Origin of the sequence: Azospirillum agricola, assembly GCF_020005195.1 — a bacterium.
GTDB lineage: Bacteria > Pseudomonadota > Alphaproteobacteria > Azospirillales > Azospirillaceae > Azospirillum > Azospirillum agricola.
This window is the reverse complement of the sequence record NZ_JAIFZR010000005.1, coordinates 2644108-2669825: the sequence shown is the minus strand read 5'-3', so window position 1 is coordinate 2669825 and position 25718 is coordinate 2644108. Positions and strand designations below refer to the sequence as shown.

At 68.4% G+C, this 25718-nt stretch carries 30 protein-coding genes and 2 pseudogenes; 19 read left to right on the top strand and 13 right to left on the bottom strand.

What is annotated here, in order from left to right; genetic code table 11:
* The first annotated feature begins 193 nt into the window (after positions 1–193).
* Positions 194–340 (top strand): hypothetical protein, encoded by a 147-nt coding sequence (locus JN22_RS27670; protein WP_179166236.1) that lies wholly within the window; start codon positions 194–196, stop codon positions 338–340.
* Positions 341–433: 93 nt separating this feature from the next.
* Positions 434–577, top strand: a pseudogene (locus JN22_RS27665) (ClpX C4-type zinc finger protein); the annotation flags it as partial.
* A 298-nt stretch (positions 578–875) separates the two neighbouring features.
* Here the strand turns inward: JN22_RS27665 and JN22_RS27660 are convergent.
* A complete protein-coding gene (locus JN22_RS27660) occupies positions 876–1049 on the bottom strand; it encodes a hypothetical protein (protein ID WP_179166235.1) in 174 nt (57 codons plus the stop codon).
* A 58-nt stretch (positions 1050–1107) separates the two neighbouring features.
* A complete protein-coding gene (locus tag JN22_RS27655) occupies positions 1108–1299 on the bottom strand; it encodes a hypothetical protein (protein WP_143268487.1) in 192 nt (63 codons plus the stop codon).
* Positions 1300–1630: 331 nt separating this feature from the next.
* Between JN22_RS27655 and JN22_RS27650 the strand changes: the two genes are divergently transcribed.
* The 7 genes from JN22_RS27650 (at position 1631) to JN22_RS35045 (ending at position 5334) form a co-directional block, all read left to right on the top strand.
* Complete coding sequence (locus JN22_RS27650) at positions 1631–1939, top strand: hypothetical protein (RefSeq protein ID WP_085556944.1); 309 nt, start codon at positions 1631–1633, stop codon at positions 1937–1939.
* Positions 1936–2184 (top strand): hypothetical protein, encoded by a 249-nt coding sequence (locus tag JN22_RS27645; RefSeq protein WP_085556943.1) that lies wholly within the window; start codon positions 1936–1938, stop codon positions 2182–2184. Before JN22_RS27650 ends, JN22_RS27645 begins: the two co-directional genes overlap by 4 nt.
* A gap of 51 nt (positions 2185–2235) precedes the next feature.
* Positions 2236–2694 (top strand): hypothetical protein, encoded by a 459-nt coding sequence (locus JN22_RS27640; RefSeq protein ID WP_085556942.1) that lies wholly within the window; start codon positions 2236–2238, stop codon positions 2692–2694.
* A 67-nt stretch (positions 2695–2761) separates the two neighbouring features.
* A complete protein-coding gene (locus JN22_RS27635) occupies positions 2762–4381 on the top strand; it encodes a glycosyl hydrolase family 28-related protein (protein ID WP_085556941.1) in 1620 nt (539 codons plus the stop codon).
* A 74-nt stretch (positions 4382–4455) separates the two neighbouring features.
* Positions 4456–4728, top strand: coding sequence for a hypothetical protein (locus JN22_RS27630; protein WP_143268481.1), 273 nt, complete (start codon positions 4456–4458; stop codon positions 4726–4728).
* Positions 4729–4738: 10 nt separating this feature from the next.
* Positions 4739–5197: a structural protein gene (locus JN22_RS27625; protein WP_211099691.1), complete on the top strand. Its 459-nt coding sequence runs from the start codon at positions 4739–4741 to the stop codon at positions 5195–5197.
* A 2-nt stretch (positions 5198–5199) separates the two neighbouring features.
* Positions 5200–5334 (top strand): hypothetical protein, encoded by a 135-nt coding sequence (locus tag JN22_RS35045; protein ID WP_263300999.1) that lies wholly within the window; start codon positions 5200–5202, stop codon positions 5332–5334.
* A 366-nt stretch (positions 5335–5700) separates the two neighbouring features.
* Here JN22_RS35045 and JN22_RS27620 read toward each other — a convergent pair whose 3' ends face one another.
* From JN22_RS27620 to flgF, 5 genes are all read right to left on the bottom strand, one after another.
* The gene (locus tag JN22_RS27620) at positions 5701–6084 is read right to left on the bottom strand and encodes a hypothetical protein (RefSeq protein ID WP_085556939.1); all 384 of its coding nucleotides are present in this window, start codon (positions 6082–6084) and stop codon (positions 5701–5703) included.
* 525 nt (positions 6085–6609) lie between these two features.
* A complete protein-coding gene (gene flgH, locus JN22_RS27615; protein ID WP_085556938.1) occupies positions 6610–7392 on the bottom strand; it encodes a flagellar basal body L-ring protein FlgH in 783 nt (260 codons plus the stop codon).
* Between the two features lie 13 nt (positions 7393–7405).
* Entirely contained in the window at positions 7406–8188 is a 783-nt protein-coding gene (gene flgA / locus JN22_RS27610; protein WP_085556937.1) for a flagellar basal body P-ring formation chaperone FlgA, read from the bottom strand.
* Positions 8189–8239: 51 nt separating this feature from the next.
* Positions 8240–9025 carry a flagellar basal-body rod protein FlgG gene (flgG, locus tag JN22_RS27605; protein WP_085556936.1) on the bottom strand — a complete coding sequence of 262 codons (786 nt, stop codon included), beginning with the start codon at positions 9023–9025 and terminating at the stop codon, positions 8240–8242.
* A gap of 31 nt (positions 9026–9056) precedes the next feature.
* Positions 9057–9779, bottom strand: coding sequence for a flagellar basal-body rod protein FlgF (gene flgF, locus JN22_RS27600; protein WP_085556935.1), 723 nt, complete (start codon positions 9777–9779; stop codon positions 9057–9059).
* Positions 9780–10367: 588 nt separating this feature from the next.
* Between flgF and JN22_RS27595 the strand changes: the two genes are divergently transcribed.
* Genes JN22_RS27595 through JN22_RS27580 form a run of 4 tightly spaced genes read left to right on the top strand, consistent with a single transcriptional unit; the run spans position 10368 to position 13625 of the window.
* On the top strand, positions 10368–10898 hold the full coding sequence (locus JN22_RS27595; RefSeq protein WP_085556934.1) for a flagellar basal body-associated FliL family protein: 531 nt from the start codon (positions 10368–10370) through the stop codon (positions 10896–10898).
* 17 nt (positions 10899–10915) lie between these two features.
* Complete coding sequence (gene fliM, locus JN22_RS27590; RefSeq protein WP_085556933.1) at positions 10916–11992, top strand: flagellar motor switch protein FliM; 1077 nt, start codon at positions 10916–10918, stop codon at positions 11990–11992.
* A 5-nt stretch (positions 11993–11997) separates the two neighbouring features.
* Complete coding sequence (locus JN22_RS27585; RefSeq protein ID WP_223677912.1) at positions 11998–12615, top strand: DUF6468 domain-containing protein; 618 nt, start codon at positions 11998–12000, stop codon at positions 12613–12615.
* Positions 12612–13625 (top strand): MotE family protein, encoded by a 1014-nt coding sequence (locus JN22_RS27580; RefSeq protein ID WP_143268479.1) that lies wholly within the window; start codon positions 12612–12614, stop codon positions 13623–13625. Before JN22_RS27585 ends, JN22_RS27580 begins: the two co-directional genes overlap by 4 nt.
* A gap of 86 nt (positions 13626–13711) precedes the next feature.
* Here JN22_RS27580 and JN22_RS27575 read toward each other — a convergent pair whose 3' ends face one another.
* The 3 genes and pseudogenes from JN22_RS27575 to JN22_RS35390 all read right to left on the bottom strand — a co-directional run.
* Positions 13712–14017 carry a hypothetical protein gene (locus JN22_RS27575; protein WP_085556931.1) on the bottom strand — a complete coding sequence of 102 codons (306 nt, stop codon included), beginning with the start codon at positions 14015–14017 and terminating at the stop codon, positions 13712–13714.
* Positions 14018–14483: 466 nt separating this feature from the next.
* Complete coding sequence (locus JN22_RS35040; protein ID WP_263301179.1) at positions 14484–14612, bottom strand: hypothetical protein; 129 nt, start codon at positions 14610–14612, stop codon at positions 14484–14486.
* Positions 14613–14669: 57 nt separating this feature from the next.
* Positions 14670–14753: pseudogene (locus JN22_RS35390) on the bottom strand ((2Fe-2S)-binding protein); the annotation flags it as partial.
* 238 nt (positions 14754–14991) lie between these two features.
* Here JN22_RS35390 and JN22_RS27565 point away from each other — a divergent pair.
* Positions 14992–15957, top strand: a complete 966-nt coding sequence (locus JN22_RS27565; protein WP_085556929.1) for an SAM-dependent methyltransferase — start codon at positions 14992–14994, stop codon at positions 15955–15957.
* 25 nt (positions 15958–15982) lie between these two features.
* Here the strand turns inward: JN22_RS27565 and JN22_RS27560 are convergent, their stop codons facing one another.
* Positions 15983–17470 (bottom strand): matrixin family metalloprotease, encoded by a 1488-nt coding sequence (locus JN22_RS27560; RefSeq protein WP_223677911.1) that lies wholly within the window; start codon positions 17468–17470, stop codon positions 15983–15985.
* Between the two features lie 247 nt (positions 17471–17717).
* Complete coding sequence (rssA, locus tag JN22_RS27555; protein ID WP_085556928.1) at positions 17718–18701, bottom strand: patatin-like phospholipase RssA; 984 nt, start codon at positions 18699–18701, stop codon at positions 17718–17720.
* Between the two features lie 293 nt (positions 18702–18994).
* Here rssA and JN22_RS35030 point away from each other — a divergent pair, with 293 nt between their 5' ends.
* The 5 genes from JN22_RS35030 to JN22_RS27535 all read left to right on the top strand — a co-directional run bounded on the left by JN22_RS35030 (position 18995) and on the right by JN22_RS27535 (position 25147).
* Positions 18995–19129 (top strand): hypothetical protein, encoded by a 135-nt coding sequence (locus JN22_RS35030; RefSeq protein ID WP_263300997.1) that lies wholly within the window; start codon positions 18995–18997, stop codon positions 19127–19129.
* Positions 19130–19389: 260 nt separating this feature from the next.
* Positions 19390–20112, top strand: a complete 723-nt coding sequence (locus JN22_RS27550) for a protein phosphatase CheZ (protein ID WP_085556927.1) — start codon at positions 19390–19392, stop codon at positions 20110–20112.
* A 4-nt stretch (positions 20113–20116) separates the two neighbouring features.
* Positions 20117–20914, top strand: a complete 798-nt coding sequence (locus tag JN22_RS27545) for a hypothetical protein (protein ID WP_223677910.1) — start codon at positions 20117–20119, stop codon at positions 20912–20914.
* Positions 20911–21642, top strand: coding sequence for an OmpA/MotB family protein (locus tag JN22_RS27540; RefSeq protein ID WP_085556926.1), 732 nt, complete (start codon positions 20911–20913; stop codon positions 21640–21642). Before JN22_RS27545 ends, JN22_RS27540 begins: the two co-directional genes overlap by 4 nt.
* Position 21643: 1 nt before the next feature.
* On the top strand, positions 21644–25147 hold the full coding sequence (locus JN22_RS27535) for a tetratricopeptide repeat protein (protein ID WP_085556925.1): 3504 nt from the start codon (positions 21644–21646) through the stop codon (positions 25145–25147).
* Positions 25148–25212: 65 nt separating this feature from the next.
* Here the strand turns inward: JN22_RS27535 and JN22_RS27530 are convergent, their stop codons facing one another.
* On the bottom strand, positions 25213–25668 hold the full coding sequence (locus JN22_RS27530) for a fasciclin domain-containing protein (RefSeq protein ID WP_317852936.1): 456 nt from the start codon (positions 25666–25668) through the stop codon (positions 25213–25215).
* Positions 25669–25718 lie beyond the last annotated feature (50 nt).

Genomic DNA, 25718 nt, shown 5'->3' with positions numbered 1-25718 from the left:
CTGGGATGACCGAACGGGAGTTCGGTTTGCGGTCTGCGGGGGACCACAAGCTCATCCCCCGCATTCGTCAGGGGATGGTGACCCTTAGCCGTATCGAGCGGGCCGAAGCCTTCATTGAGGCGGCCCAGCGTCTGCCCGATCAGGGCCCCATGCCACCCCTTCCCCCACCTCCGCACGAGGGGAGGGCGGCTTGATGCTTCATCGCCTGCGCCTCTTCATCGGCCGCGTGATCCTGTGGTTCGCCATGCCGGCGCTCACCCACGAGGTGGGCCGGATGACGCCAGAGGATTGGGCCGAGGTCGATCCCTGCGGCAAACCGACAAACGAAGGACGCGCGTAAATGGACGCGGACGCCCTTCGCTACGCCGTCGCCCGCGTCGTGGCCGAGTTCAGCCCCGCCCAAGCGCGCATCCTCAATTCCACGGAGACGACCATGACGAAGCCCCCGGCGGCAACGCTCTACTGTTCCTTCTGCGGCAAGAGCCAACACGAGGTCCGCAAGCTGATCGCCGGCCCGTCGCCATCCTTCATCTGCGACGAGTGCGTCGGCCTGTGCGCGGACATCATCCGCGCGGAGGGAATCGCGGTCGGGATGGACTTCGGCAAGGAACCGGCGGCGACCCTGACCCTCCGCGAAGAGGCCGTCCTGATGGCGCTGAAGCGCGGCGGCCGGTGCATCGCCGACAACCCGACCGCAATCATCGAGCGGGCCTCCCAGATCATGCGCGCGCTGTCGTCGGGCATCCGCCGGTTGCTGGTCGAAGAAGCCCTTGCCTTCGAGACGGACGCCGCTTCGCTCGCCAGCCTGATCGAGAATGCCAGCCAGTTGGAGGGATGGTGCCGCACTGGCGCCGTGCCGAGCGGCACCGATCCCGTTACGCGGGAGGGATGATCCCGTGTTGACGCATCTGCTGGATGACTCCTGGAAGAAGAAGGGCGATCCGGACCGGACGCGCATCCCCTTCTGCCGCAGCCTTTTGCGTCGCGATGGTGATTGCGGCCAGCCACTCAAGCTGATCGGGCGCGAGGCGCACAGGAATTTCGGACATGCAGGTTGCTCCATCGGGTTGGTGACACGACCGATGGTAGCGCAGGAGGACGGGGCCGTCATGGCTCCGTCCTCTCCTCCGAATAGACCAGCCTGGGCCCCGGCCGCCGCGCCGGTGGCGGCTCGACCCGCATGACGACGGTGCCGTCGCCCACCGACAGGCCTGGCAGACCTTCCACCCGCACGCCGCAGAGGGACACCGAATGCCCGTTGAAGATCGTCACAGCCGGGGTGGACACAGTCTCCCCCATGATGCCATGCCTACCACCTTGGACCGTTGCGGCCCGAGCCACTACAGAGCGCCCAGGGAGGGTGACGACGCTTCCGTTGTGACCGCCGACCCTCTTTGGGGTGACATCGCCGTGACGGTGGCGGTCCTGGTGGTGTGGATCGGGGCGCTCGCCCTCTTCGTGTTGTGGTCCTGACATGGTTGCCGCCTCGCAACTGTCGTTGATGCCGGCGCACGTGCCGGCGGAACGGCCCAAGTCGAAGCCGGTAGAAACTCCGGCACTTTTCAACTTCGGCGAGTTGGATGCTGCATCGCACAACGCCGCGAAAGACAGTGCGCAGAATACGCAGGGCTTGCGCGTTCTGCGGGGCGACCAGCGGTCGGAGGCCGGATCGGCCTGGGCGCGCATCCTCCGCACGGAGCGCGGGCGCGACGCCGCCAAGCGCATCGTCACCGACTTCGAAGCCGCTGGCCAGCCGGTCAGCCTGCGCACCGTTCAGGGCTGGCTGGCCGGGCGTCTGGCCGATGAGCCGTACATCCTGCTGGCCGACCGCCTGTATGGCCCCGGCGTGGTCGCCGAGATCTACGAACCCGACAGCCCCGCCGCCGCCGCGTCGCGCCGCGCCCGGCTGGAGCGTCTGGTCAAAGGGGGCGCGGCATGATCCCGGTGAACTGCAACGACAACCACGCCAACCACCGCCATCATCAGCGCTTCGGCGGCCCGCTGACCGCCGAGCGCAAGACGGCCATTTTCGCTGCCATCGAATCCGCCCGAGCGAACGACAACCGCGCCCCCGCCGCCTGCCTGAGCGGCACCAGCCAGATCATGACCTCGCCGGACGGCATCACCTGGACCGCCCGCACAGCCGCCGAAAACAACTCGTGGCTTTGCGTCGCCTCGAACTGACCGCCGGCCCGTGCGTTGGGGGCCGCGCCGCCGCTGCGGCACGGTTGCCCCATGCAGCAGACCCGCCCCCGCCTGTACCCCGCCGCAAAGCCGGCGCTGACCGTCGACGAGAAGGTCGCAGCCCTCCAGAAGGGCGCGGCCTCGACGACGGCCGACCTGACCGGCGTGAAGGCGGACCTCTCCGACCTGACGGACGTGGTCGGCGACCAGGGCGCAGCGCTCGACATGGTGGCCTCCACCGTCGAGGGCCAGGGCGACGACATCGCCGCCCTTGAAACCGCCGTCGCCGGCCTGCCCGCAACGGGATCGATCTGGTCGGACGCCCGGCCCACCGCGACCTTCGGCGACGGCTCGGACCTGACGTGGACCGGGACGGGCAACGGCGTCGCCACGACCTTCAGCATCCCCGGCCGGCTGTCCACCGCCCCAACCCGCTACGTCGTCCTCGTCGGCGGCGTCCGGCAGGCACCGGCCGCCTACAGCCTCTCGACTTCCGCCGCGCGCCCCTGACCTTCGGCGAGGCGCCCCCTGACGGCGTCCTCGTCGCCATCCACGCCCCCTTTTACGGATCCGCACCATGAGCCTGTCCGACCTGACCCGCGTCAGCACCGCCATGATTGCCGGGCTGCCCCTCCTCTCGGGCGGCGCATCCCAGACGCTGGAATCCATCCTGACCGAGCGCGTGTCCGTGAAGCGCTTCGGCGCCAAGGGCGACGGCTCGCATGACGACACGGCGGCGATCCAGGCCGCGCTCAACTGGGCCATCGCCCATTCGCAGCGCCTCTACCTGCCGGCCGGCGTCTACAAGACCACGTCAGGGTTGGTCGCCGACCTGACGGGGAACTCGCTCGATCAGGGCAACCGTCTGTGCATTGAGGGCGACGGGCCAAGCAACAGCATTATCGCGCCCACGTCGGCGCTGGGGGCTGGGACCGCCCTCAAGATCCTCGGTGGCGCGGGCGGGGCGGGCATGCAGGCGTGGTCCGAGATCGGCGGGTTCGGGATCGAATGCGCCGGCGGCACCGCCGTTGCCATCGCCATGGAGAACTTCGCGTTCTTCAAGATGCACAGCATCCGCATCCTCGGCGCGAACTACGGCCTCTACATGCGTGACGTGCTGTCCGGCGTCTTCGAGAAGCTGAACATTCGGTTCTGCCTGCGAGGCATCTACGCGGACCGCAATGCTGATGGCGGCTCCGACGCCTACCGCTCCGGGCCGAACAACCTCAATTTCATCGGCTGCACGGTTGGTCTGTGCGCACAGTTTGGCGTGTCTTTGGTGGATGGGGCTGTCTGCAACTGGTTCGGCGGGAGCATCGAGCATTGCGGGCGTGGCGGCACTGGGGACGGACGACACGCTGTTTCCATCGTAAACGCCGGCCTGGAAGGCGGAGTGGGCGCCACCTTCCGCGGGGTCTACTTCGAAGGTAATGTCGGAACCGCAGATATTTGGATCATCCAAGACGACAACAAGTGCGCCTATGTGATCGACGGCTGTACCTTCAATCGTATTCACACGCCTATTTTCCAGTATGTGACCGAGTCCGGCGTCCAGACCGAAACGAATATTGGAATTTACAATCCGAATTTTCAACAATACATCGGGGGCAACATTCGAATCGACCCGACCAACCATCCGGTTTCGGTGGCGATCATCGGGAATGGCTTCAGGTCGTTGGCCGCGGTTGGCGGCGCGCCGTATGTCGACGATGCATCGCGCCCCTACATCGCGCAGCCGGACAGCCCCTATGTGCAGATCACGCAACGGGGGAACCTCTTCGACGGCGCCGTCGCCGCCCCCTACTGGACCGAACTACCGTCCTGCTTCGCCTACATGGGATCGAACCAGACCATCGCGAGCGGCGGCGGGCTGCACAAGGTGCTGTTCAACTCGGCGAGTCCGAATGACGGCGCGTGGTGGGACGCGGCCAACAGCCGGTTGTTCTGCTACCGTCGCTGCCGGCTCGACATTCGGGCCACGCTCTACTGGACGGACCTCCCGTCCGGCTCCGACCACTCCATCGCCATCTATCGCAACGGGGCGATCTACGCCAGCGTGACCGGCGCGCAGATCAACCGCCTGATGGACGTGAACCCGAACGACGTCATCGAAATCTACGCCTATCAGGTGTCGGGGGCGTCCCGGACGATCGGCCAGAACCCGCTCTACACCTTCGCCTCGGTTCACGTCGTCTGAACCCTCGCCCCGGTGCGTTGGAGCGTGCGCGAAGGTGGTGCCACGGTGGGGCACCACCAACCGGGAGCGAAGACGTGGAGCCCCAGAATATCCTGACGATGCTTGGGGGCGCCGCCATACCCACGGCGGGCCTCCTCTGGTTCGTGATCCGCATGTCGTGGGCGGCTGCCAAGCGCGACGCCGTCATCGACGGGCTGGGCAAGTCGCTGGACGCCCTGAAGGCCCGCGTCGACGACCACGACGACCTGCGCGAGCGCCTTGCCCGCATGGAGCAGGGCTTCCACGACATGAAGAACACCATGCATCAGGTGCTGGTCGCCGTAACCAAGCGCGCCTCCGCCGAATGAGGAACCGACCATGACGACCGTCACTCCCCTCGCCAACCTCCCGCGCGGCATCCGCAACAACAACCCCGGCAACCTGCGGCACGGCGACGACTGGCAGGGCCTGTCCGATCGCCAGCCCGACCCGGCATTCTGCACCTTCGACGACCCGGTGTTCGGCCTCCGCGCCCTGATGCGGGTCCTGCTGAACTACCGCCGGAAGCACAAGCTCCGGACCATTTCCCAGGCCATCGCCCGGTGGGCGCCGCCGAACGAGAACGACACGCCGGCCTACATCGCGACCGTCGCCCGGCGCTGTGGCGTCAACCCCGACAACGCCGTCGACTGGTCGGAGCCCGGCATGCTCGGCGCCATGGCCCGCGCCATCGTCGCCCACGAGAACGGCCGCTCGCCGGCCAACCGTCCGGCCGACTGGTACGAGCTGGCGATCTACAGCGCGGCCGTCCGGCTGGCGCTCGGAACGGGAGCCTGACCATGGACGCCGTCGTCAACCGAATCGGCCGTAAGAAGCTCGGCCTGCTGCTCGCCGCCATCGGGGCCGCCATCCTCGATCAGGTCGCCGGGACCAACCTCCTGCCGACCGTGCTCTCGGCGCTCGTCGGCGGCTGACAGCCACCCTGCCGCGCCGAAATGGAGAGGGCCGCCCCACCCGGAGCGGCCCTTTCTGTTTAGACTTCGCTCGCAACCCATTGATTTTCTGTGAGAGAACCTAGGCGGAACAAGTCTTAACCGCCGTTGATTTTTTTAATACCAGCATTTCTTTTAATCATGTGGCCGTGGGTTCGAATCCCACCCGGATCACCAAAATATCAAAGACTTAGAGCTTGATTTGGCGGGAGTGTCAAACTCCCGCCACTTCGCGTGTCAAACCGCCTTTTCCCTGGGCGCGCTATTGTTCCGGGTGCGGGACACCGCCATTGTCCGGTTGCTGTACGATGTGGCGCCGCGGCGAGGTGGTGCGGACCACTTCGCCCATCATTCCTTTCGCAGCGCATCCAGCAACGCCGCGTGCAGCGTCTCCGGTGAGCAGGGCATTTCCAGAAGCGTTCCACCGAACTCCCCAGCCTGCCAGCGTTGCAGCAGGCTGAAATCCGCGGTGATCCCAATCCAGGGAACCCGGTAGCCAAGATCGGTCTCCAAACGGCGTGCCAGCCGGTCGGCTGTGACTTGGCGGTCCGTCGGCGGAAGCAGCATAACGGACGGGCGCAGATGCGCCTCCTCCACAATCTTCAGAATATCGTCGAAGTTGTCCCCAGAAACAACCTCGGCTTCCCACGACTCGATCAAGGCTTCGACGCCAAGACGCAAAATCGCGTTGTGCTCAAGGACCAGAACGGTCGCGCCTTTCAGTGACTTCACGGCTTGGCCTCATCCGTCATTGAGCGCACGGGGGTGCTCAAAGCCTGGGAGCTTCGGCTTGTGTGAAAGACCACGAGCTGCGTGATCCGTCATTAACCTGTGATGGCCTGCCGTTTTCTCCGTGCGAAAACCCAGGGCCACGGCCTCCGCGACGATCGCCGCCGCGACGCGGATGCAGGAACTGCCGGACGCTTCGGCCGGTCTCGTGCTGGCCGACCTTCCCTGTTTCAGCGGGGCCATCCGCAAGGCCGGGTGAACCGCCCATCAACCGAATTCTCTTCCGATTGCACCAGCCCCGGCCCTGCGCGCGGAGTTTTCCTTATCGGCAGAAACTGCCGGGAACAGGACGCGAAACGGCAAGGGATGCCGTGTCGCGTCCCTGTTGCACGGAATATTTTGCAGCGCTTGAAAATGGCTGGGGATCAGGAAGCGCCTGGGACCGGCTTGCAACGGCAGGAAGGAGGCCGAAGCCTCCTTCCTCCTTGGATTTATTGGGAAAATTCCCGATTTGACGCCTGAGCGTCGTCAGAAAGGCATGATGATGTCGAAGAGCTGCTGGCCGTAGCGCGGCTGCTGCACGTCGGTGATCTGGCCGCGGCCGCCGTAGGAGATGCGGGCCTCGGCGATCTTCTCGTAGCTGACGGTGTTTTGGGCGGTGATGTCCTCGGGCCGGATCACGCCGGTGATCTGGAGGTCGCGCACCTCGTAGTTCACGCGCACCTCCTGGCGGCCCTGGATGACGAGGTTGCCGTTGGGCAGGGTCTGCGTGATCAGCGCCGCCACCTTCAGTTCGATCTTCTCGTTGCGGTCCACCGAGCCCTTGCCGTCGTTCGTCGTGCTGCTGTTCAGGTCGACGAGGTTGGAGGCGCTGGCGCCAGCCGGCAGGACGCGGCTCAGCGTGCCGGCCTCCAGCCCGAACAGGTTGGGCATGCCGGCCTTCTCGCCGTTGGCGCGCGACCGCTTGCTCTCGTTGGCCAGCTTGGCCTGGTCGTCGATGGAGATGTTGACCGTCAGCAGGTCGCCGACCTTGCCCGCGCGCTGATCCTTGAAGAAGGCCTTGGCGCCGGTCCGCCACAGCGAATTCGGGTTGCGCTCGGTCGGCAGCGGGGTCGGCATCGGCAGGCTGACCGGCTGGTAGCCCGGCTTGGCCTGGGGGTCCTGGATCTGGCTCAGTTCCGGCGCCTTGCCGATGTCGCCGATGCGCGAGGCGGCGTTGCAGGCGGTCAGCGAAGCGGCGGCGGCGGCGATCATCGCGAAGCGGAAGGCGGCCTTGGTGGCGGTCCCGGCGGCGGTCTGGATGGCGGGCATGGGAGCTTTCTCCTTACTTCGCGATGGTGCCGGGCTTTGCCACGGCGACGAGATTGTGACCCGCGACCGTCGCTTCGACGATGCGGTTGGACTGGGTGTTGACGACGCGGATCACTTCGCCGCGGCCGCCGTCCTGGAGGGCCTTGCCCTGGGTGGTCAGCGACATGCTCTCGGTCGCCAGCGTGATGGTGACGAGCGCGCCCTTGTCGATCATGCGCGGCGACTGGAGGTCGCGCAGCCGCACCGGCTGGTTGGTCGGGACGCCGCGCCGGGGCGTCATGCCGATAAGCTGGGCGTCGGTGGCGGCGGTGTCGCTGCTGGTCTGATCGGCGCGGACGTCCTGCCAGTCGACGTCGCTCGGGCCGATGACGTCGCCGGGGACCACCCGGCGGGCCAGCACCGGCACCTGGACCACGCCGAAGGCGCGGCCGGCGACCGGCAGGCGAACCGCCGGCTGGGTGTTCGACACCACGATCTCCGCCGCGAAACGGCCCTGCACCGGGTTGTAATAAAGGTTCTCCACCGTGAGGCCGCCGGCGCCCTGGGGCGCGCGCAGTTCGATGGCGCGGCTGTCCAGTTCCATCTGCAACCGGCCGACCGTCACCACACGGGACAGCGCGTCGGACAGGACGGCCTCCACATGCGGGGTGCCGTAGACCATGGACGGCGGCGGGGTGTCCGGCCCGGCGCCGGCGGGGGTTCCCATGGCGGGGGCTCCCATGGCGGCCGCGAACGCGGCGCCGGGGGCGGCCAGCAGGGCGGTGCCGAGGAGGAGGATGGAGAGGGTGCGCTTCATGGCGGCGGTTCCCGGAACAGAAGGGCCAGACGAGGGGGCTGGCTGGCGGCGTTACTTCATCTGGCTGGCTTGCTGCATCATCTCGTCGGTCGTCTTGATGATCTTGGAGTTCATCTCGTACGCCCGCTGCGCGGTGATCAGAGTCGTGATTTCCTGCACCACGTTGACGTTGGAGGTCTCCAGCGCCCCCTGGGTCAGCCGGCCGAAGCCGGGGTTGCCGGGGTTGGCGGTGACCGCCTGGCCCGAGGCGCCCGTTTCCAGGAACAGATTGTCGCCGATGGCCTCCAGGCCGGCGGCGTTGGCGAAGGTGGCGAGCTGGATCTGGCCGACATTCTGCGTGGCGGTCTGGCCGTCCAGCTTCACCAGCACCTCGCCCGACGGGTTGATCGCCACGTCGACGGCGTTGTTCGGGATGGTGATGTTCGGCTGGATCGGGTAGCCGTCGGCGGTGACGATCACGCCCTCGGGCGACAGCTTGAAGTTGCCGGCGCGGGTGTAGCTGGTGTCGCCGCTGGGCAGCGTCACCTGGAAATAGCCCGAGCCGTTGATGGCGACGTCCAGCTTGTTGTCGGTGATGTTCAGGTTGCCCTGTTCCAGCACGCGGGCCACGGCGGCGACGCGGACGCCGGCGCCGATCTGCACGCCGGTCGGCACGACGGTGCCGGCGTCCGAGGAGGTCGAGCCGATGCGGCGCAAATTCTGGTAGAGCAGATCCTGGAACTCGGCCCGCTGCTTCTTGAAGCCGGTGGTCGTGGCGTTCGCGATGTTGTTCGAGATCGTCTCGACGTTGAGCTGCTGGGCGATCATGCCGGTGGCGCCGATGGCGAGGCTGCGCATGGGTCTGTTTCCTCTCGTCTTCGGGCGGGGCTCAGGCCGAGCGGCCCAGCTTCTGGATCATCGAGCGGATGCGCTCGTGCTCGTTGTCGATGACGCGCTGCGCCGACATGTAGCTGCGCTGGACCTCGATCATCTGCGTCATCTCCACGACGGGCTTCACGTTGCTACCCTCAAGCAAGCCTTGTGCCACCTTGGTGTCGGCCGGGGCCGGCTGCGGCTCCTCGTCGGAGACGTAGAGGCCGGAGCCGACCTCGGTCATCAGCTGCTCGTTCTTGAAGGTGACGATGTTCAGCTTGCCGACCGGGCCGAGTTCGGTGGAGACGGTGCCGTCGCCGCTGACCTTCACGTCCGACGTGCCGGCGGGCAGCACGATGGGCTGGCCGTTGTCGGCCAGCACCGGCAGGCCGCCGCCATCGACCATCTGGCGCTGGTCGTTCAGGCGGAAGTTGCCGGCGCGGGTGTAGCGCGGGCCGCTGGCGGTATCGACGGTGAAGTACCCGTTGCCGGTCAGCGCCAGATCCATCGGGTTTCCGGTCTGGGTCATCGCCCCGACCGAGAGGTCGCGGACCACGGCGCGGTCCTGGACGAAGCTGACACGCTCGTGGAGGGCCGGCTTTTCCATGAACTCGGTGAACAGCATGCGCTGGTTCTTGTAGCCGGTCGTGTTCATGTTCGCGATGTTGTTCGACGTCACATCAAGCTGCCGCCGCAGGGTGAGCTGGCGCGACAGAGCGACGTAGATCGAATTTTCCATCTTGCCTCATCCTTCACACGGGGTCGGGCCGACATCCGACCGGCGAAAAGGGGTGTTGCAGGCGGCGTGCCAACCTTGCGGAGACGGCGGTTTCCCTGGATTCCCGGCAAGGCGATGGCGTTCCGGCCGGGCGGGGCAGGGGATGCCGGGCAGAAACTGCCGGGGCGGGACCGTTCCTGCCGGGTTCCGCCGGGCAAGACTCTCCCGTTCCCGCCGTGGCGCCGGGCCATGCGGGTGGGAGGACGGAATCCGGGCGTCGGGGGAGGGGGCCTGCTTTCCCTTCCGGGATCGTCATGCCCGGCCTTGAGCCGGGCCGTCATCCGCGAGCGCGCGCACGCGCCGGCGGTTGCCCATGACAAGCACGGGCATGACGATCCTGGAAAGCCGGCGGCCTGAGCCCATCCCGTTTCCGGACACGGAGGTCCGGGCGCGACCAATCAAAAAGCGTGCCGTTTCGGGCACAGAGCGCTGGAATTCCTTGCGGGGAGGCACCCCGCAGGGGTGTCGAAAGGACTTATTAACTATCCCAAAGATAACTTTGGCCGGTCGGCGGGATCGTCCCCGCCCCCGAAGCCACCCAGGATCCCCATGGCCGCCGAAGCCGATACCGGCGAACTTTCGACCGACGGACTGCCGCGAAAGAAATTCAGCGGCAAGAAGCTGGTGCTGTTCGTCATTCTCCCGCTGGTGCTGCTGATCGGCGCCGGGGCGGGGGTGTATTTCTCCGGCCTGCTGGACAGCCTGCTCGGCAAGACCGAGGAGCACGCGGAGGAGGCGCACCCCGCCGAACCCGCGCAGCCCGACCCGCACGCGGCCCCGGTCTTCTACGACCTGCCCGACATGCTGGTGAACCTGAACAGCGCCGGCAAGCGGCCCGCCTTCCTGAAGATCAAGATTTCGATCCAGCTGTCGAAACCGGAGGACGTCTCGGCGGTTGAACATGTGCTGCCGCGCATCATCGACAATTTCCAGGTTTACCTGCGCGAGTTGCGGCTGGAGGATCTGCGCGGGTCGGCCGGCATGTACCGTCTGCGGCAGGAGCTGCTGATGCGCATCACCGCCGCCGCCCATCCGGTGAAGGTGAAGGACGTGCTGTTCAAAGAAATGCTGGTCCAGTAACGGCGGGGACGCGGGCCATGAGCGACACCGAGGAGCTGAGCGAAGAGGAACGGCTTGCCGCCGAATGGGCGGCGCTGGCGGAGGACAGCGGCGACGTCGGCGACATGGGCGGCGGCGGCGGGTCCACCCGCGTCCTGAACCAGGACGAGATCGACAGCCTGCTCGGCTTCGACCAGGGCGGGGCCGGCGACGGCGACAACTCCGGCATCATGGCGCTGGTCAACTCGGCGCTGGTCAACTACGAACGCCTGCCCATGCTGGAGGTGGTCTTCGACCGCCTCGTCCGCATGATGTCGACCTCGCTCCGCAACTTCACCTCCGACAACGTCGAGGTCAGCCTCGACCAGATTTCCTCGGTGCGTTTCGGCGACTATCTGAACTCGATCCCCCTGCCGGCGATGCTGTCGGTCTTCAAGGCGGAGGAGTGGGACAATTACGGCCTGATGGTCGTGGACTCGGCGCTGATCTACTCGATCGTCGACGTGCTGCTCGGCGGCCGGCGCGGCACGGCGGCGATGCGCATCGAGGGCCGCCCCTACACCACCATCGAGCGCAACCTCGTGGAGCGCATGGTTCATGTGGTGCTGTCCGACCTGTCCGCCGCCTTCGACCCGCTGTCGCCGGTGACCTTCCGCTTCGACCGGCTGGAGACCAACCCGCGCTTCGCCACCATCGCGCGGCCCGCCAACGCGGCGGTGCTGGTCAAGCTGCGCATCGACATGGAGGATCGCGGCGGCCGGCTGGAGCTGATGATCCCCTACGCGACGCTGGAGCCGGTCCGCGAACTGCTGCTCCAGATGTTCATGGGCGAGAAGTTCGGCCGTGACTCGATCTGGGAAACCCATTTGGCGTCGGAGCTGATGGTGACGGACGTCGATCTGTCGGCCGTGCTCGACGAGGTGACGATGACGCTGCACGATGTGCTGAACTGGCGCGTCGGCACCCGCATCCTGCTGAACGCCACGCCCGACGGCGCCATCGAGCTGCGCTGCGGCGACGTCTCGATGTTCCAGGGCCGCATGGGCCGCAAGGGCGGCCACATCGCGGTGCGGCTGGAAAAGGAACTTCCCAAGCAGGAGGTCATGCGGCTGTGAGTCCAATGATCTCCCTGATCCTGGATCTGGTCATCGTCGGCCTGCTGGCGGCGACCATCGCCTACGCGATCATCCTCAACAAGCAGATCGTCAAGCTGCGCGAGAGCCGCGGCGAGATGGCCGAGCTGATCCAGGGGCTGAACGACGCGATGGCCAAGGCCGACACCGGCGTGCGCGGGCTGAAGAAGACCGCCGCCGACACCGGCGAGGATCTCCAGCGCACCGTGGCCAAGGCGCAGGCCCTGCGCGACGAGCTGCACTTCATGATCGAGGCCGCCGACACGCTGGCCACCCGGCTGGGCAACGTCGCCGAGCGCGATGGCGGGCGCGACCAGGGGCGCCCTGGCGCGGCGCGCGGCCCGATGGCGCGCACCCCGGTCAAGCCGGCGCTCGCCCCGCGCCAGCTGGCCCGCCCGGTGCCGCTCGACGCGCACGACGACGACCATGACGACGCGCCGCCGCCGGTCCGGCTGGACCTCGCGCCGCGTCGCGCCGTGGCCCCGGAAGCGCGCGAGCCGCAACCCTTGGCCCGCGACCCGATAACCCGCGACGGCGAAAGCCTGTCGCGGGCCGAACGTGAACTGCTCCAGGCGATCGAGAACGCCGGTAGGGGGATCGGATGAGCGACGCGCAGAAGTTCATCGCGGAGTTCGCCGCCCAGCTGGCCGCGAAACCGACGGCTCAGCCGGGCGCGACCGCAGCGCGGGCGGAGGAACGGGTGGTGATCCGGCCGGCCGGCGCCGCGCCGACCGGGGTGCGGGTTTCCGCCTCCGTGGCGAATCCGCCGGCAGCCGGCCAGCCGTCCGGCCAGCCCGCCGCCGCTGCCCGTCCGGCGGCCCGTTCCGGCGCCAAGGGCAAGCCGAAGGGAAAGCCGCGCAAGGCCGCCACGCCCCGGCGTCCGCTGGGGGAGCGTCTGCGTGCGCGCATGAAGGGGATCCGTTTCCGTCTGCTGCCGCTGACGATCTTCGTCGCGGTCCTGATGCTCGGTGTCCGGGTCGGCGATCTGTGGCGCCTCGTCGCGCGCGACGTGCGTCTGCCGGAATTTCCGGTGTCGCTGGCCGAGAACCCGCCGGCCAAGCCGCCCGCCGCGACGACCAAGCCGGCCGGCGCCCCCCAGACGGCCAGCGTCCCGAACCCGCCGAAGGACGGAGCGCCTGCCCAGGGCGGCTCGAACCCGGCGCCGCCCCCCGCCGCCGGCATGGCGCCGCTGGCCCCGCTCGGCCCGATCGACAACCAGGAACTGCTGAAGCATTTCGCCGAGCGCCGCGCCGAGATCGAACAGCGGACCAAGGAGATGGAGCAGCGCGAGGCACTGCTGGCCGCCGCCGAGAAGCGGATCGACCAGAAGGTGGCGGAGATGGAGAAGGTCCGCACCGACATCCAGAAGCTGATGAACCAGGGCGACGAGAAGCAGTCGGCGCAGCTTGAGAGCCTCGTGAAGATCTACGAGACGATGAAGCCCAAGGAGGCCGCCCGCATCTTCGAGGAGCTGGACATGCCCGTACTGCTGGGGGTCATCCAACGGATGAAGGAACAGAAGACGGCGCCGATCCTGGCGGCGATGGACCCGGTCAAGGCCAAGGAGGTGACCTCGGCCCTGGTCGAGCGCCGGGTGCCGATGAAGGTCAACTGAGCCCCAGAACAATCCTGAGCCTGAGAGCAAACGGGCCGGATCGGCTGTCCGATCCGGCCCGCTTCCTGTGGCGACGCAACCAGTTCCTACGCGGCCAGCCTTTGGAGACGGCCGTCGATGTCGTCGAGCGCGTGCATCAGCTCCCGCATCGCCTGGTCGGCGCGGGCACGGGCGAAGGGCCAGGCGTCGTCATCGGCCCGGCGGGCGGCCTCGATGTGGCCGGAGGCGCGGTTGCGAAGCCCGCGCAGGCTGTCGAGCGTGCGCTCCCACATTTCCCGTCCCTCGATCTCGGCGCGTTCGACGGTGGAGCGCAGGCGTTCCATGCGGTCGGCGGCGTGCAGGACCAGATCGCGGCTGAGCGCGTCGAAGGCTTGCCGTTCGCGGCTGCTCATGAACTTCTCCCTGAACGGTGACACTCGTCGGGTGAACCGGTCGGCACCATAGCCACGCTGGCGCCCGGCAGAAACGCGCCGGAAGCGCAGGGGGGACATCCCCGATGGGGGATGGCCGTTATGCCCAAAAGAAAGCCGGCCGGGCCGCCTATCCCTTGAAGGGGATAAGCAAAGCCCGAACCCAAAGAGTTCTTCTTGGTTGATGTGCGTTTCCTCATTGGCCGGCTTTTTTTACCCGGTCCATGTTTTTAATGGCTCTTGGTACGCCATTCGCCTGACGTTTTGATTATCGTTTGTTGAAGGTTTTGTGCCTCAGGGCCGGGCTTTAGTCAATCCAACCAAAAATCATAGACAGCGACCATTTTGCCGCAGCCGAAAGGCGAAGCCGGCCTCTCCTTTTCAAAGTCGAGGCCGGATTGGAAACCGAACGAACGGGTGAAAAGCACGGGAAGGGGGGAGGGGGTGTTTATTCCGCGGCGACGCCATAGGCGGGGACCAGATCGCCATTGACCGGGGCATGGTCGTGATGGTGATCGTGCTGGTCGGAGCAGGCGCCGCAATGGCTGGCGGGGGCGGTGCGGTGATCGTTGGCCATCGCGCGCATCATCGGCACGCATTTGCCGCACTGGACCTGGCATTCGTAGTGACGAAAAACAGAAGCGGGAGTCTTTGCGCCGTTGCTGAGGGCCGCCTTGACTTTCTTGTCGTTCAACGCGTGGCAGATGCAAACGTACATAAGCCCTCAGCACCGGTCGTTGACGGGGCGGCGCCTTGGCGGGCGCCGCTGTCGGCGGGTCGTTTCCTGCGCTCAGATGTACTGATACTGCGAATCGTTGTCAATCGACCAATTGCGAACGCCTCTCACACGCTTTCGGAGTGCGCTCCTTTGTCACAACCTCCATCGGGCGGGTGAGCGGTGGCGCCGCCTCTCTCTTGCGCTTGCAATCGCGGCGCGGCGGCGGTAGCCCGTGGGCATGCAAGACACTCCCGACCCCGCGCCCGACTCCGCCCTTCCTTCGGCCAGCCCGTCCATTGCCCCCTTGGGGCAGACGGTCTATCTGGCGCCCGATGGATTCGTCGACGACCTGGTGGCGGAACTGGGCGACGTCGCCGCGGTGGATGGCCGGCTGGTCTTCGCCGACGGCCCGGCGCGGCCCGCCGCCTGGGCGCAGAACATCTGGTTCGATCCGGTGCGGATCGAAATCGGCTCCATCAAGGGCGGGGCCAAGGCGCTGCGCGGCATCCAGCGGAACTGGGCGCTGTGGTCGCAGCGCCACCACCGCCGCGCCGCGCTGATCCAGGACAACCTGCCGCACGTCTCGGCCAAGCCGGTGGTCTTCCCGTCGCCGTTGCCGACGGCGCCGCTGGGCTCCTGGACGCTGCTGGACGAAAACACCATCGTTGCGGCGGCGCGCTGCTCCAGCCCCTTCCGGCACGGCGAAGTGCCCTTCGTCGAGAACCGGACCGCCCCGCCCAACCGCGCCTATCTCAAGCTGTGGGAGGCGCTGACCCTGTTCGGCGAGCAGCCGGGGCCGGGCGACCGCTGCCTCGACCTCGGCGCCTGCCCCGGCGGCTGGACCTGGGTGCTGCACGAGCTGGGGGCCTCGGTGGTCAGCGTCGACAAGGCGCCGCTCGATCCGGCCATCGCCCGGTTGCCGCGCGTCGAGATCCGCCAGGAGAGCGCCTTCGGACTGAAGCCTCAGGATGTCGGGCCGGTGGACTGGCTGTGCTGCGACGTGATCTGCTACCCGACGCGGCTGCTGCGGCTCGTGCGCGACTGGATGGACAGCGGCCTTGCCAAGCGCTTCGTCTGCACCCTGAAATTCCAGGCCGACACCGATCATGAGACGGCGCGCGCCTTCGCCGCCATCCCCGGCGGGCGGGTGCTGCACCTCCACCACAACAAGCACGAGCTGACCTGGATGTGGCCGGCGGTCTGAGGGCGGTGGCCACATCCATGGCCGGTCAGGCGATGACGGTCCGGCCCTCCGCGTAGCCGTGCTGGACATAGTGGCGCGTCGCCGCCGTCAGGTCGCCGCCGAAGGCGGTGCGCAGATCGGCGTAGCTGACCAGATAGGCGGCGGCGTCGAAGGAGGCCAGCGAACGACCCTCGTAGCGGCCGGAGGTCAGGTAATGCAGCTCGACCGCTTCGGTGTCGGTGCCGAAGGCGCGGATCAGGTCGGGGTTGCTGGCCTCGTAGGACAGCGTGTCGAAGAGCGTGGCGCTGCGCCCCTCCGCGCGGCCGTGCTGGATGTAGTGGCGCGTGGCCGCCGAGACGTCGTTGCCGAACGCGTCCATCAGGTCGTTGTAGCCGGCGAGGTAATTGTAGGGGTCGAAGCCGGCCAGGCTGCGCCCCTCGACGACGCCCAGCTCGACGTAATGGCTGGTGGCGGCCGTGGTGTCGGTGCCGTAGGCGGTCACCAGGTCGGCGTTGGAGGCTAGGTAGCGCAGCGCGTCGAAGCTGCCGGCGGCAGCGGCGGTCAGCGCGACGCTGCCGTCCGAGAAGCGGAGATGCTCGATGCCGGTCAGGACGTCGTTGCCCTCGACCCCGCTGACGACATAGGCGCCCGTCGAGGTCAGCCGGATGCCGTACTGGGCGCGCGTGCCGCTGAGATAAACGGTGTCGTCACCGGCCCCGCCATCGATGCGGTTGCCCAGGCTGTTGACGGTGAAGCTGTCGTTGCCGGTTCCCCCGACGGCCTTCTGGATGCGGGTGCCGTGGGCCAGACCGACCGACAGAACGCCGCCCACGCTGCTGAAGGTTCCCTCGCGCAGGTCGATGGACAGCGCGGCGCTCTGGGTGGCACCGTTCAGCGTGTTGACGCCGTTGGGATCCCACAGCGTGACGTAGGCGCCGGAGGCGAGCGCGTAGCTGTCGTTGCCGGGCGCCGCAGCTATGTTGGCGCCATACAGGTATTGGATCGCGGCGATGTCGTGGATGCCGGGGCCGGTCGGATAGACGCCCGACGGCAGCGACGCGTTGTTGTGGTATGACATGACGGTGTAGGCGTAGTTGTCCTCGGCGGCGGAGAGGTAGGGGCCGTCCTCGCCGCCCGACGAACCGGCGTTGTAGTTGCCGGGGTGCTTGAGGCCCAGCGCATGGCCGATCTCGTGGACCAGCGTCAGGAAGCCGTAGCTGCCGACCGTCGGGTTGGCGTTGGTGGCGCTGTCGTTGGCGACGAAGACGGCACCGCCGGTGGAACTGGTGGAGGGATAGTAGGTGTAGGCGGCCGTCTGGCCGCGCTGCCGGTTGGTGGCGAAGGTGATGGTCGCCGCGGCGACGTCGGTCGTCTCGATGAAGGTGACGTTGGCGACGGCGCCCCAGGTCGCCAGCGCCTGCCGGACGGCGGTTTGCTGTGTGGCGCTCATCGCCGCGAAGCCGGTCGCGTCGGCGCTCGACGCCTGCCGTGAGCTGGTCATGAAGGCGTAGGTGACCGTGACCGCTCCGCCCACCGAGGCCGCTGCCCAGCACCGTGTTGCCGGCCCCCCAATGGGCGGTGCCCGGGGTCAGGAGAGCCGAGATGGGGGAGGGGATGCCGGCGGCGCTGCTGGCGGCCGCCTCGTCGTCGCTCATCGGCGCGGGTTCCTTGTCTTGCTGGGTCTTGCTGGGTCTTGCGGGCGCTCGGGTCGGGCGGAAGGCGGGATCGGCAGATCCCGTCCAGCCGGATAATACGCGCACCCGCGAAAAGTCCTGCGGCGATCAGGCCCGCCGCAGCGCCAGCTCGATGGAGGGCCGCAGCATCGACGCGGCGGCGTAGCCGATCTCCACCGCCTCGGCGGCGCGGTCGAACTCCAGGATGCCGATGTGGGAGAGGCGCGGGGCGATCAGCACGTCCGGCGGCTCCCCGGCGAGGCGCGAGCGGGTGATGCGGTCCTGCATGATGTCGATCGACCCCGCCATGACCTCCAGCGCGTTGGGGATCTGGGCGCGGGAATGGTCGAGCTGGTCGGCCAGGAAGCGGGTGCGCCGGTTCGGCTTGCGCCCCAGCCAGGTGGAGATCTGCCCGGTCAGTTGCGAGAAGGTCGGGGAGATGGCGTCGCCCCCGGCGGTCACCGGCTCGCGCCGGGCCTCCGCCTTGGCGTTGGGACGGCCGAGCGGTGACAGCTCGCTGTTCAGGTTCACCGCGACGACCACGTCGGCGCCCAGCGCCCGGCACAGCGACACCGGCACCGGATTGACCAGAGCCCCGTCGACCAGCCAGCGCCCTTCGTGCCGCACCGCCGGGAACAGGCCGGGCATCGCCGCCGAGGCGAGCACCGCCGGCAGCAGCGGCCCCTCGCGCAGCCAGATCTCGCGCCCCGTCGACAGGTCGGTGGCGACCGAGGCGAAGGACAGGGGCAGATCCTCGATCCGCACGTCGGTGCGCTCGTTGTGGAAGCGCTCGAACGCCTTCTCCGACGCCACGAGGCCGCCGCGCCGGAAGGTGAGGTCGATGATCCCCAGCATGCCGAGCCAGCCCATCTTCTGTGCCCAGGCCTGCAACTCGTCGAGCTGGTCGGTCAGATAGGCGGCCCCCACCGCCGCGCCGATCGACGTGCCGCAGATGATGTCGGGCTCGATCCCGCTTTCCTCCAGGGCACGCAGCACGCCGATGTGCGCCCAGCCGCGCGCGGCGCCGCTGCCCAGCGCCAACCCGATCTTCAGACCGCTGCCGTTCCGGCTTTCCACACGCTGGCCATCCATCGACGCTTCCCTCCGGCTTGACCTTGAGAGTGGTATCTAAGCAATGCCATCCGTAGGCGAAAGATGCCTTTCGGGGCAAGCCGGGCGCGTGGCCGCTCTTGCCCAGCCAGAGAATGGAAAACCCCCTGATTTTACCGACTTTTGACTGGTATCACCGGCAAGGGGCGGGACTGTGGCATTTCTGTGCCAGTGGATGGAATGATTCACCCTATGCTGCGCGTTAACCATAGATCAACTGGTCGGCGCGCATTTTTGTCGGGTATCTAGATTGTTAGCCAAAGCGGTGGATTACCATGGCCGACGAACTGAAGAGCTTCAAGAAGGACTGGCAGCGCTGGTCGGCGACGGAGAAGATGATCGCCGTCACCGTGCTGATCCTGGTCGCCGCCACGCTGGTCGGCGCGCCGATCACCGTCGGCCTGCTGTAAGCCATCCCGCCGCGATCTCTGTTGCGGTCGCGCCACACTCATCCACGCCTCTGTTGCTTGCCCGTCATCGTCTTTACGGCCTCTTAACCGACACAATCTAGGTTAAGATGGCTTGAACAAATCCTGGGTCGGTGAGCGCCGGTCTGGTCGGAACGGGTGCGGTCGGAACGCGGGAGTTCCGGCTCCGGATCGGCACTCGGGAGGTTCCGGCATCAATCGATCGTGACCGTCGCCGGCACGCCCTCTCGCTGGACACGCCAATGACCCTCTCCGCCCAGTCGTCCGTGATGGAGCAGAAGCTCCTGAGACAGCGCATCGACGCCGCCTTCGCCGAAGCCGCCCAGCCCCTGACGCGCGACGAGGTGACGGACATCGTCCGCTCGATCCTCGGCAGCATGGACGGCGACATTTCGGCCACCGACCTGCGGCTCTACAAGGAGGTCGTCGACCTCGCCAGGTTCATCGAGAACGCCAAGCAGGAGCTTGCGGCGCTCCAGCCCGAGGAAATCCGCGACGAGCACATCCGCAGCGCGACCGACGAGCTGGACGCGGTGGTGGGCGCCACCGAAAAGGCGACCTTCGCGATCTTCGACGCCTGCGACGCCATCGGCGCGGTGGCCGGCCAGACCGACGCCGGGACGGGCGCCAAGCTGAACGACCAGATCACCAAGATCTACGAGGCCTGCAACTTCCAGGACATTACCGGGCAGCGGATCACCAAGGTGGTTCGCACCCTCAAGCACATCGAGGCGAAGGTCGACATGATCGTCGCCGCCTTCGGCAACGAGGTGCGCCAGAACCACGCCCCCCGTCTGGCCAAGCTGGCCGCCGAGGAGGCCGCCGCCAATCCGGAGCCGGCGGTTGCCGATTCCGCCCCCGCCGGTTCCGCTGAGGCCGACCAGAAGCTGCTGCATGGCCCGCAGCTTCCGGGCAACGCCATGGACCAGGACGAGATCGACCGCCTGCTGGCGAGCTTCGATTGACGCCATGCTGGCCGGCAAGCCCAGTTCCGGTTCCGCCGGTCCCTCCCTCCCGCGCGTCGGGTCCGGCGCGTCCGGGAGCCTGCTGAGCGCCCGCCCGGCCACCCACGTCAACCCCAACAACGGCAGCATCGTGCTGCTGCTGTCGCTGTTCCTGCTGCTGCTGGTCTTTTTCATCGTGCTGAACGCCCAGTCGGTGCAGACGGTGCAGAAGGTCAAGGCGGTCGCCGCCTCGCTGGAGAGGAGCTTCTCGGATTTCGTGGTCGATCCCCGCCTGCGCGAGGGAACCGAGACGGTGGCCTCGCGGGCCGGCACCGTCTTCGCGGTGCAGCGTCTGGACAGCGTCGGCACCCTGTTCGCCACCGCCGTCGCCGTCGCCAAGGTCGAGAGGGTGGCGCCCGGCCGCCTGCTGGAGGTGCGGCTGCCGGCCGACGACCTGTTCGTCGCCGGGACCATGGCCCTGCGGCCGGACCGCCAGGGGCTGATCGACCGGGTCGTCGACGCGTTGCGGGAGTCCCGGAAGGGCGAGCGGATGGAGCTGGACGCGCTGCTCGGCATCGGCCCGACCGGCTCGCCCAGCCAGCCGCCGGGTCCGGTGGCGCGCGGCGGCGTGCTGGCCCGCGCGCTGATCGCCGGCGGCGCCCCGCCGCAAAACGTCACGATCGGCATCGAGCGCGGTGACCCTGGCGGCGTCCGGCTGTTGTTCACCCTGAGGCTGTCCGACGAGCCGTCGGCCGGGAAGGGCGCCGCGTCGGCACCGGCCGGCCTTCCAGGGGCCGGGAAACCGGGCGGAGGACGGCCATGATCCGGGTGCCGCGCGTCGGCGGAGCGGGGAGGGCCGGGGACGATCCGGGCGGGCATCGCAAGACGATGTGGCTGATCAGCTTCACCGACCTGATTTCCTTGATGCTCGCCTTCTTCGTTCTGATGTATTCGATGAGCGAGCCGGAAACGCAGCGCTGGGTGCGGCTGACCCAGGGGCTGTCGGAGACGATCCCCGCCGCGCGTTCCACCGCGACGGCGCCGTCGGACCGGCCCGCCGAGCCGCGGGCGGCCTTCAACGCGCAGGCGGTGGAGGCGCGGGCGGCCATCGACCTCGGCTATCTGGGCGCGCTGCTGCGCGGCCAGATCGGGGCGAACGCCGAGCTGGCCGCGGTGGAGGTCCGCCGGGAGGATGACCGGGTGGTCATCGGTCTGCCGGGCGAGAGCATGTTCGACGAGACGGGAGCCCTCTTCACCGATCCGGGGCGGCGCATCCTGTTTCTGCTGGGCGCCGTGGTCGGCCGCATCGGCAACCGGATCGAGGTGGTCGGCCACGCCGAGCGCGAGGATCCGGCCGGCGGTGTCGCCTGGGAGCGGGCGCTGACCCGCGCGGTGGCGGTGTCCGCCGCCCTGCGGGAAACCGGCTACCAGCGCGATCTGGTGGCCCGCGCGGTGATGGAGACGCCGTCGTTGCCAAGCGCGGCGGGCGCCGGAACCGCCGGAGGGCGCGTCCGGGTGGACATCGTAGTGCGTGAGGAAGGAGCGGATTGAGGTGACGGGGCGGACGGGATACGGGACACGGCGTTGGCTCTGCGGCTTTGCGGCCGCGGTGGCGCTGCTGGCCGTGCCGGTCGCCTCCGCCGGCGCCGCCAGCGTTCCGGTGCGTGCCGCCGCCCACAAGGATTTCGGCCGGATGGTCTTCGACTGGCCGACGGCGGTGGGATACAGCGCGCGGGTCGAGGACGGCCGGCTGCTCATCGCCTTCGACCAGCCGATCGACGCCCCGCTCGACCGCGCGGTGTCGGCCTTGCCCGACTACCTGTCGGGTGGCCGGGTGGAGGCGGATGGCAAGACCGTCGTCTTCGACCTGAAGCGTCCGGTCACGCTGAAGAGCTTCCGCAACGGCCGGTCGGTCGCCGTCGACCTGTCGCCGGCCGCCGCTGCGGCAACGACCACCCAGCCGGCTCAGCCCGCGCCGGCTCAGGCTGGCGACGGCAAGCCCGCTAACGGCCAGCCCGCTCCCGACAGGCCGGTCGCGTCGGTGGGTCGTGTCGGGGTGCGGGTGGCCGATCAGCCCGAATCCAGCCGTGTGACCTTCGACTGGCCGGCTCCGGTCGAGTATTCGGTGAAGCGTGACGGCGCCGCCGTCACCGTGACCTTCGACAAGGGCGGCTCGGCCGATCTGGCGCAGGCGGCGAAGGCCAGCCTGCGCAACGTCCGCAACATCGAGCAGTTCCGTCAACCCAACGGCGCGCTGGCCGTCACCTTCGCGGTGCCGCAGGATTCCGAGGTCAGGGATTCCAAGTCCGGCCGCAGCGTCGTTCTCGACGTGCTGAACGCCGGGACCCGCAAGGGTCCGGTCGCCGAAACCCCGGCCGGCACCATCACCACGGTGCGCCCCGATCCGGTTCCGGCGCCCCCGTCCGGTTCGGCGCCCCCCGGTTCGGCCCCCCCCGCGGCCGCTCCGGCTCCGGCCGCGCCGATGGCGCCGCCGCCCAAGGAGCCACCGACGGTGGCCTCGGCGCGGTCGGGCAGCTCGGCCGTTGCGTCCAACGCGGCCACCGCCTCGGCGGCCTCCCCGCCGGCGGAGGAGGCGAAGCCGCAGCCCGCTCCCGGCCCGAAGGGACCGACCCTGACCTTCGAGACGGGCGGCCCGGCGTCGATCGCCGTCTACCCGCGCGCGGGTCAGCTCTACATCGTCTTCGACCGGCCGATGCCCATCGGGGCGGGGAAGGTTTCCGGGCCGGGCTCCGAGCTGATGGGCCGGATCGAGCCGGTCCCGGCGACCGGCGGCACCGCCTTCCGCACCAAGATCGGCCCGATGGTCTGGCCGACAGTCGAGCGGAAGGGCACGACCTGGACGGTCACCTCCTCCGCCCGGCCGGCGAACATGAGCGGCGCCAACGACCTGCGGATCGATGCGGAGCCGGACTTCCTGCTCGGCGCGCGGCTGCTGGTGCGGGCGCCCGACGCGGCGAACGTCGTTCAGATCTCCGACCCCGACGTCGGCGACCGCGTGCAGGTGGTGCCGCTGCCCGGCCCCGGCCAGGGCGTGGCCGAGTCCCGGCGCTACCCGGACCTGGAGGTCATGCCTTCCTACCAGGGCGTGGTGGTGCGGCCGATCTCCGACAACGTCACCGTCCGCCCGGTGAAGGAGGGGGTGGAGCTGACCTCCGCCGGCGGGCTGCACATGTCGCCGGCCGCCGACGCCGGCAACCCGGCCGCCGGCCAGCCCGCCACGCCCTTCCCGCAGATGCCGCAGCCGTCGCCGACGGCCCAGGGGACGGGTGGTCCGCCGGGCGGCTCCTCGTCCGCCAGGGGCGCGGCGGAGCCGCAACTCCAGGGCCGCCGCCTGTTCAACCTGCCGGCCTGGAAGCACGGCGACCTCGACCATTACACCGATTCGCGGCAGGAGCTTCAGCTCGCTGTCGTCAACGCTCCGGAATCGGAACGGCCGAAGGCGCAGCTCGACCTCGCGCGCTTCTACTTCGCCAACGGCTTCGGGCAGGAGACGCTGGGCATGCTCGACGTGCTCCAGCAGGGGCAGCCCGACCTGGAGGGCTGGCCGGAGTTCCGCGCCCTGCGCGGTGCGGCCCGCGTGCTGACCGGCAATCTCGCCGGGGGTGAGGCCGACCTGACCGTGCCCAGCCTCGCCGGCAACCCGGAGGCCGCGCTGTGGCGCGCCGCCATCGCGGCGGAGAAGCGCGACTGGCCGGCGGCGATGGCCGGCTTCAAGGCGACCTCCGGCATCCTGAACTCCTACCCCGACCCGATGATCGGCAAGCTCGGGCTGAAGGCGGCCGAGGCGGCGCTGGAGACCCAGGATCCGACCAACGCCAAGCGCCTGATCGACCGCGTGCTGGAGCGCAGCGGCCCGGAGGCCGAGGAACGGCCGGACGTGCAGTATCTGCGCGGCCTCTACTACGCCCAGACCGGCGAGACCGACCGCGCCCGCGAGCAGCTCCAGCAATCCTACCAGAGCCTCGACCGGCTTTACCGCGCCAAGGCCGGGCTGGCCCTGACCAACCTGGAGCTGGCGGAGGGCCGGATGTCGCCGACCGCCGCCGCCGAGCAACTCGCCGGCCTGACCTTCACCTGGCGCGGCGACGACCTGGAGATGCAGATCCGCTCGCGCATGGGCGAGGTGCTGATCGCCGGCGGCAAATACGCCGAGGGCTTCAACACCATGAAGGAGACGGCGGCCCTGGTCGCCGACACCCCGCGCGCCGAGGCGATCACCAAGGACATGTCGCGCATCTTCGCCGACCTCTACAAGGATGGCGCCGCGCGGCTGCCGACGCTGGAGGCGCTTCAGCTCTATGACCAGTTCCGTGAGCTGACCCCGGTGGGCGAGGCTGGCGACGAGATCATCCGCCAGCTCGCCGAGCGGCTGATCGCCGTCGATCTGCTGAACCGCGCCGCCGACCTGTTGCAGCATCAGGTCGAATACCGGCTGGCCGGCCAGGACAAGGCGCGCATCGGCACGCGGCTGGCCTCGATCCGGCTGCTCGACAACAAGCCGGAGGAGGCGCTGAAGGCGCTGGAGCTGTCCAACGTGCCGGGCATCCCGGCCGACCTGATGGCGGAGCGCCGGCTGATGCAGGCCAAGGCGATGGCCGAGCTGAACCGCGGCGACGAGGCGCTGCGGCTGCTGGCCGAGGACGACAGCACCAATGCCAACCTGCTGCGGGTGGACATCGCGTGGCGCGGCCAGAAATGGGACGCCGCCGCGCTGGCGCTGAACAAGGTGATCGGCCCGCCGCCGCCGGCCGGCCAGATTCTCGACCCCGGCGCCTCGCAGCTCGTGCTGAACCGGGCCGTGGCGCTGGCGCTGGCCGGCGACGGCACCGGGCTGAGCCAGATGCGCAAGGATTTCGAGCCGGCGATGAAGGGCGGCCCCAACGAGGACGCCTTCCGCGTGCTGACCCGGCCGGAGCAGGCGCTGGGGCTGATCGACGTCAGCACCATCCGCAGCCGGGTGGCCGAGGTCGACATGTTCCAGAAATTCCTGAAGAACTACCGCGGCAAACAGACCGCCGCCAAGCCGACGAGTTGAAAAAACCCCTCTCCCTGAGGGAGAGGGGTTGGGGCGAGGGGGTGAACGTCCCCGTTACCGCGCCGTCACTTCGGCAGCAGGACCTTGTCGATGACATGGACCACGCCGTTCGACTGGTCGACGTCGGCGATGGTGACGGTGGCCTTGTTGCCGGCCGCGTCGGCGATCATGACCTTGCCGCCCTGCTCCATGACGGTGAGCTGTTCGCCCTCCACCGTCTTCAGCATCGCCTTGCCGTTGCCCTTCTTGATGTCGGCGGCGAGATCCTTGGCGTGCAGGGTGCCGGGGACGACGTGGTAGGTGAGGATCTTGGTGAGCTGGCCCTTGTTCTCCGGCTTCAGCAGCGTGTCCACCGTGCCCTTGGGCAGGGCGTCGAAGGCGGCGTTGGTGGGGGCGAAGACGGTGAAGGGCCCCTTGCCGTTGAGGGTGTCGACCAGACCGGCGGCCTTCACGGCCGCGACCAGCGTGGTGTGGTCCTTCGACTGGGATGCGTTCTCGACAATGGTCTTGGTGGGATACATAGGAGCCCCGCCGACAGTCTTTTCCATCGCCGCAAAAGCGGAGCCGGCAA

What these genes read in the sequence shown, in the direction of transcription:
- JN22_RS27565 (WP_085556929.1), top strand. Translation starts at nt 14,992, where the DNA reads ATGCAAGACACTCCCGACCCCGCGCCCGACTCCGCCCTTCCTTCGGCC.
- JN22_RS27585 (WP_223677912.1), top strand. Translation starts at nt 11,998, where the DNA reads ATGATCTCCCTGATCCTGGATCTGGTCATCGTCGGCCTGCTGGCGGCG.
- JN22_RS27545 (WP_223677910.1), top strand. Translation starts at nt 20,117, where the DNA reads ATGCTGGCCGGCAAGCCCAGTTCCGGTTCCGCCGGTCCCTCCCTCCCG.
- JN22_RS27625 (WP_211099691.1), top strand. Translation starts at nt 4,739, where the DNA reads ATGACGACCGTCACTCCCCTCGCCAACCTCCCGCGCGGCATCCGCAAC.
- JN22_RS27645 (WP_085556943.1), top strand. Translation starts at nt 1,936, where the DNA reads ATGATCCCGGTGAACTGCAACGACAACCACGCCAACCACCGCCATCAT.
- JN22_RS27670 (WP_179166236.1), top strand. Translation starts at nt 194, where the DNA reads ATGCTTCATCGCCTGCGCCTCTTCATCGGCCGCGTGATCCTGTGGTTC.
- flgF (WP_085556935.1), bottom strand. Translation starts at nt 9,779, where the DNA reads ATGGAAAATTCGATCTACGTCGCTCTGTCGCGCCAGCTCACCCTGCGG.
- rssA (WP_085556928.1), bottom strand. Translation starts at nt 18,701, where the DNA reads ATGGATGGCCAGCGTGTGGAAAGCCGGAACGGCAGCGGTCTGAAGATC.
- JN22_RS35040 (WP_263301179.1), bottom strand. Translation starts at nt 14,612, where the DNA reads ATGGCCAACGATCACCGCACCGCCCCCGCCAGCCATTGCGGCGCCTGC.
- JN22_RS35030 (WP_263300997.1), top strand. Translation starts at nt 18,995, where the DNA reads ATGGCCGACGAACTGAAGAGCTTCAAGAAGGACTGGCAGCGCTGGTCG.
- JN22_RS27530 (WP_317852936.1), bottom strand. Translation starts at nt 25,668, where the DNA reads ATGTATCCCACCAAGACCATTGTCGAGAACGCATCCCAGTCGAAGGAC.
- JN22_RS27655 (WP_143268487.1), bottom strand. Translation starts at nt 1,299, where the DNA reads ATGGGGGAGACTGTGTCCACCCCGGCTGTGACGATCTTCAACGGGCAT.
- JN22_RS27540 (WP_085556926.1), top strand. Translation starts at nt 20,911, where the DNA reads ATGATCCGGGTGCCGCGCGTCGGCGGAGCGGGGAGGGCCGGGGACGAT.
- JN22_RS27595 (WP_085556934.1), top strand. Translation starts at nt 10,368, where the DNA reads ATGGCCGCCGAAGCCGATACCGGCGAACTTTCGACCGACGGACTGCCG.
- JN22_RS27640 (WP_085556942.1), top strand. Translation starts at nt 2,236, where the DNA reads ATGCAGCAGACCCGCCCCCGCCTGTACCCCGCCGCAAAGCCGGCGCTG.
- flgH (WP_085556938.1), bottom strand. Translation starts at nt 7,392, where the DNA reads ATGCCCGCCATCCAGACCGCCGCCGGGACCGCCACCAAGGCCGCCTTC.
- JN22_RS35045 (WP_263300999.1), top strand. Translation starts at nt 5,200, where the DNA reads ATGGACGCCGTCGTCAACCGAATCGGCCGTAAGAAGCTCGGCCTGCTG.
- flgA (WP_085556937.1), bottom strand. Translation starts at nt 8,188, where the DNA reads ATGAAGCGCACCCTCTCCATCCTCCTCCTCGGCACCGCCCTGCTGGCC.
- JN22_RS27580 (WP_143268479.1), top strand. Translation starts at nt 12,612, where the DNA reads ATGAGCGACGCGCAGAAGTTCATCGCGGAGTTCGCCGCCCAGCTGGCC.
- JN22_RS27550 (WP_085556927.1), top strand. Translation starts at nt 19,390, where the DNA reads ATGACCCTCTCCGCCCAGTCGTCCGTGATGGAGCAGAAGCTCCTGAGA.
- flgG (WP_085556936.1), bottom strand. Translation starts at nt 9,025, where the DNA reads ATGCGCAGCCTCGCCATCGGCGCCACCGGCATGATCGCCCAGCAGCTC.
- JN22_RS27660 (WP_179166235.1), bottom strand. Translation starts at nt 1,049, where the DNA reads ATGTCCGAAATTCCTGTGCGCCTCGCGCCCGATCAGCTTGAGTGGCTG.
- fliM (WP_085556933.1), top strand. Translation starts at nt 10,916, where the DNA reads ATGAGCGACACCGAGGAGCTGAGCGAAGAGGAACGGCTTGCCGCCGAA.
- JN22_RS27635 (WP_085556941.1), top strand. Translation starts at nt 2,762, where the DNA reads ATGAGCCTGTCCGACCTGACCCGCGTCAGCACCGCCATGATTGCCGGG.
- JN22_RS27575 (WP_085556931.1), bottom strand. Translation starts at nt 14,017, where the DNA reads ATGAGCAGCCGCGAACGGCAAGCCTTCGACGCGCTCAGCCGCGATCTG.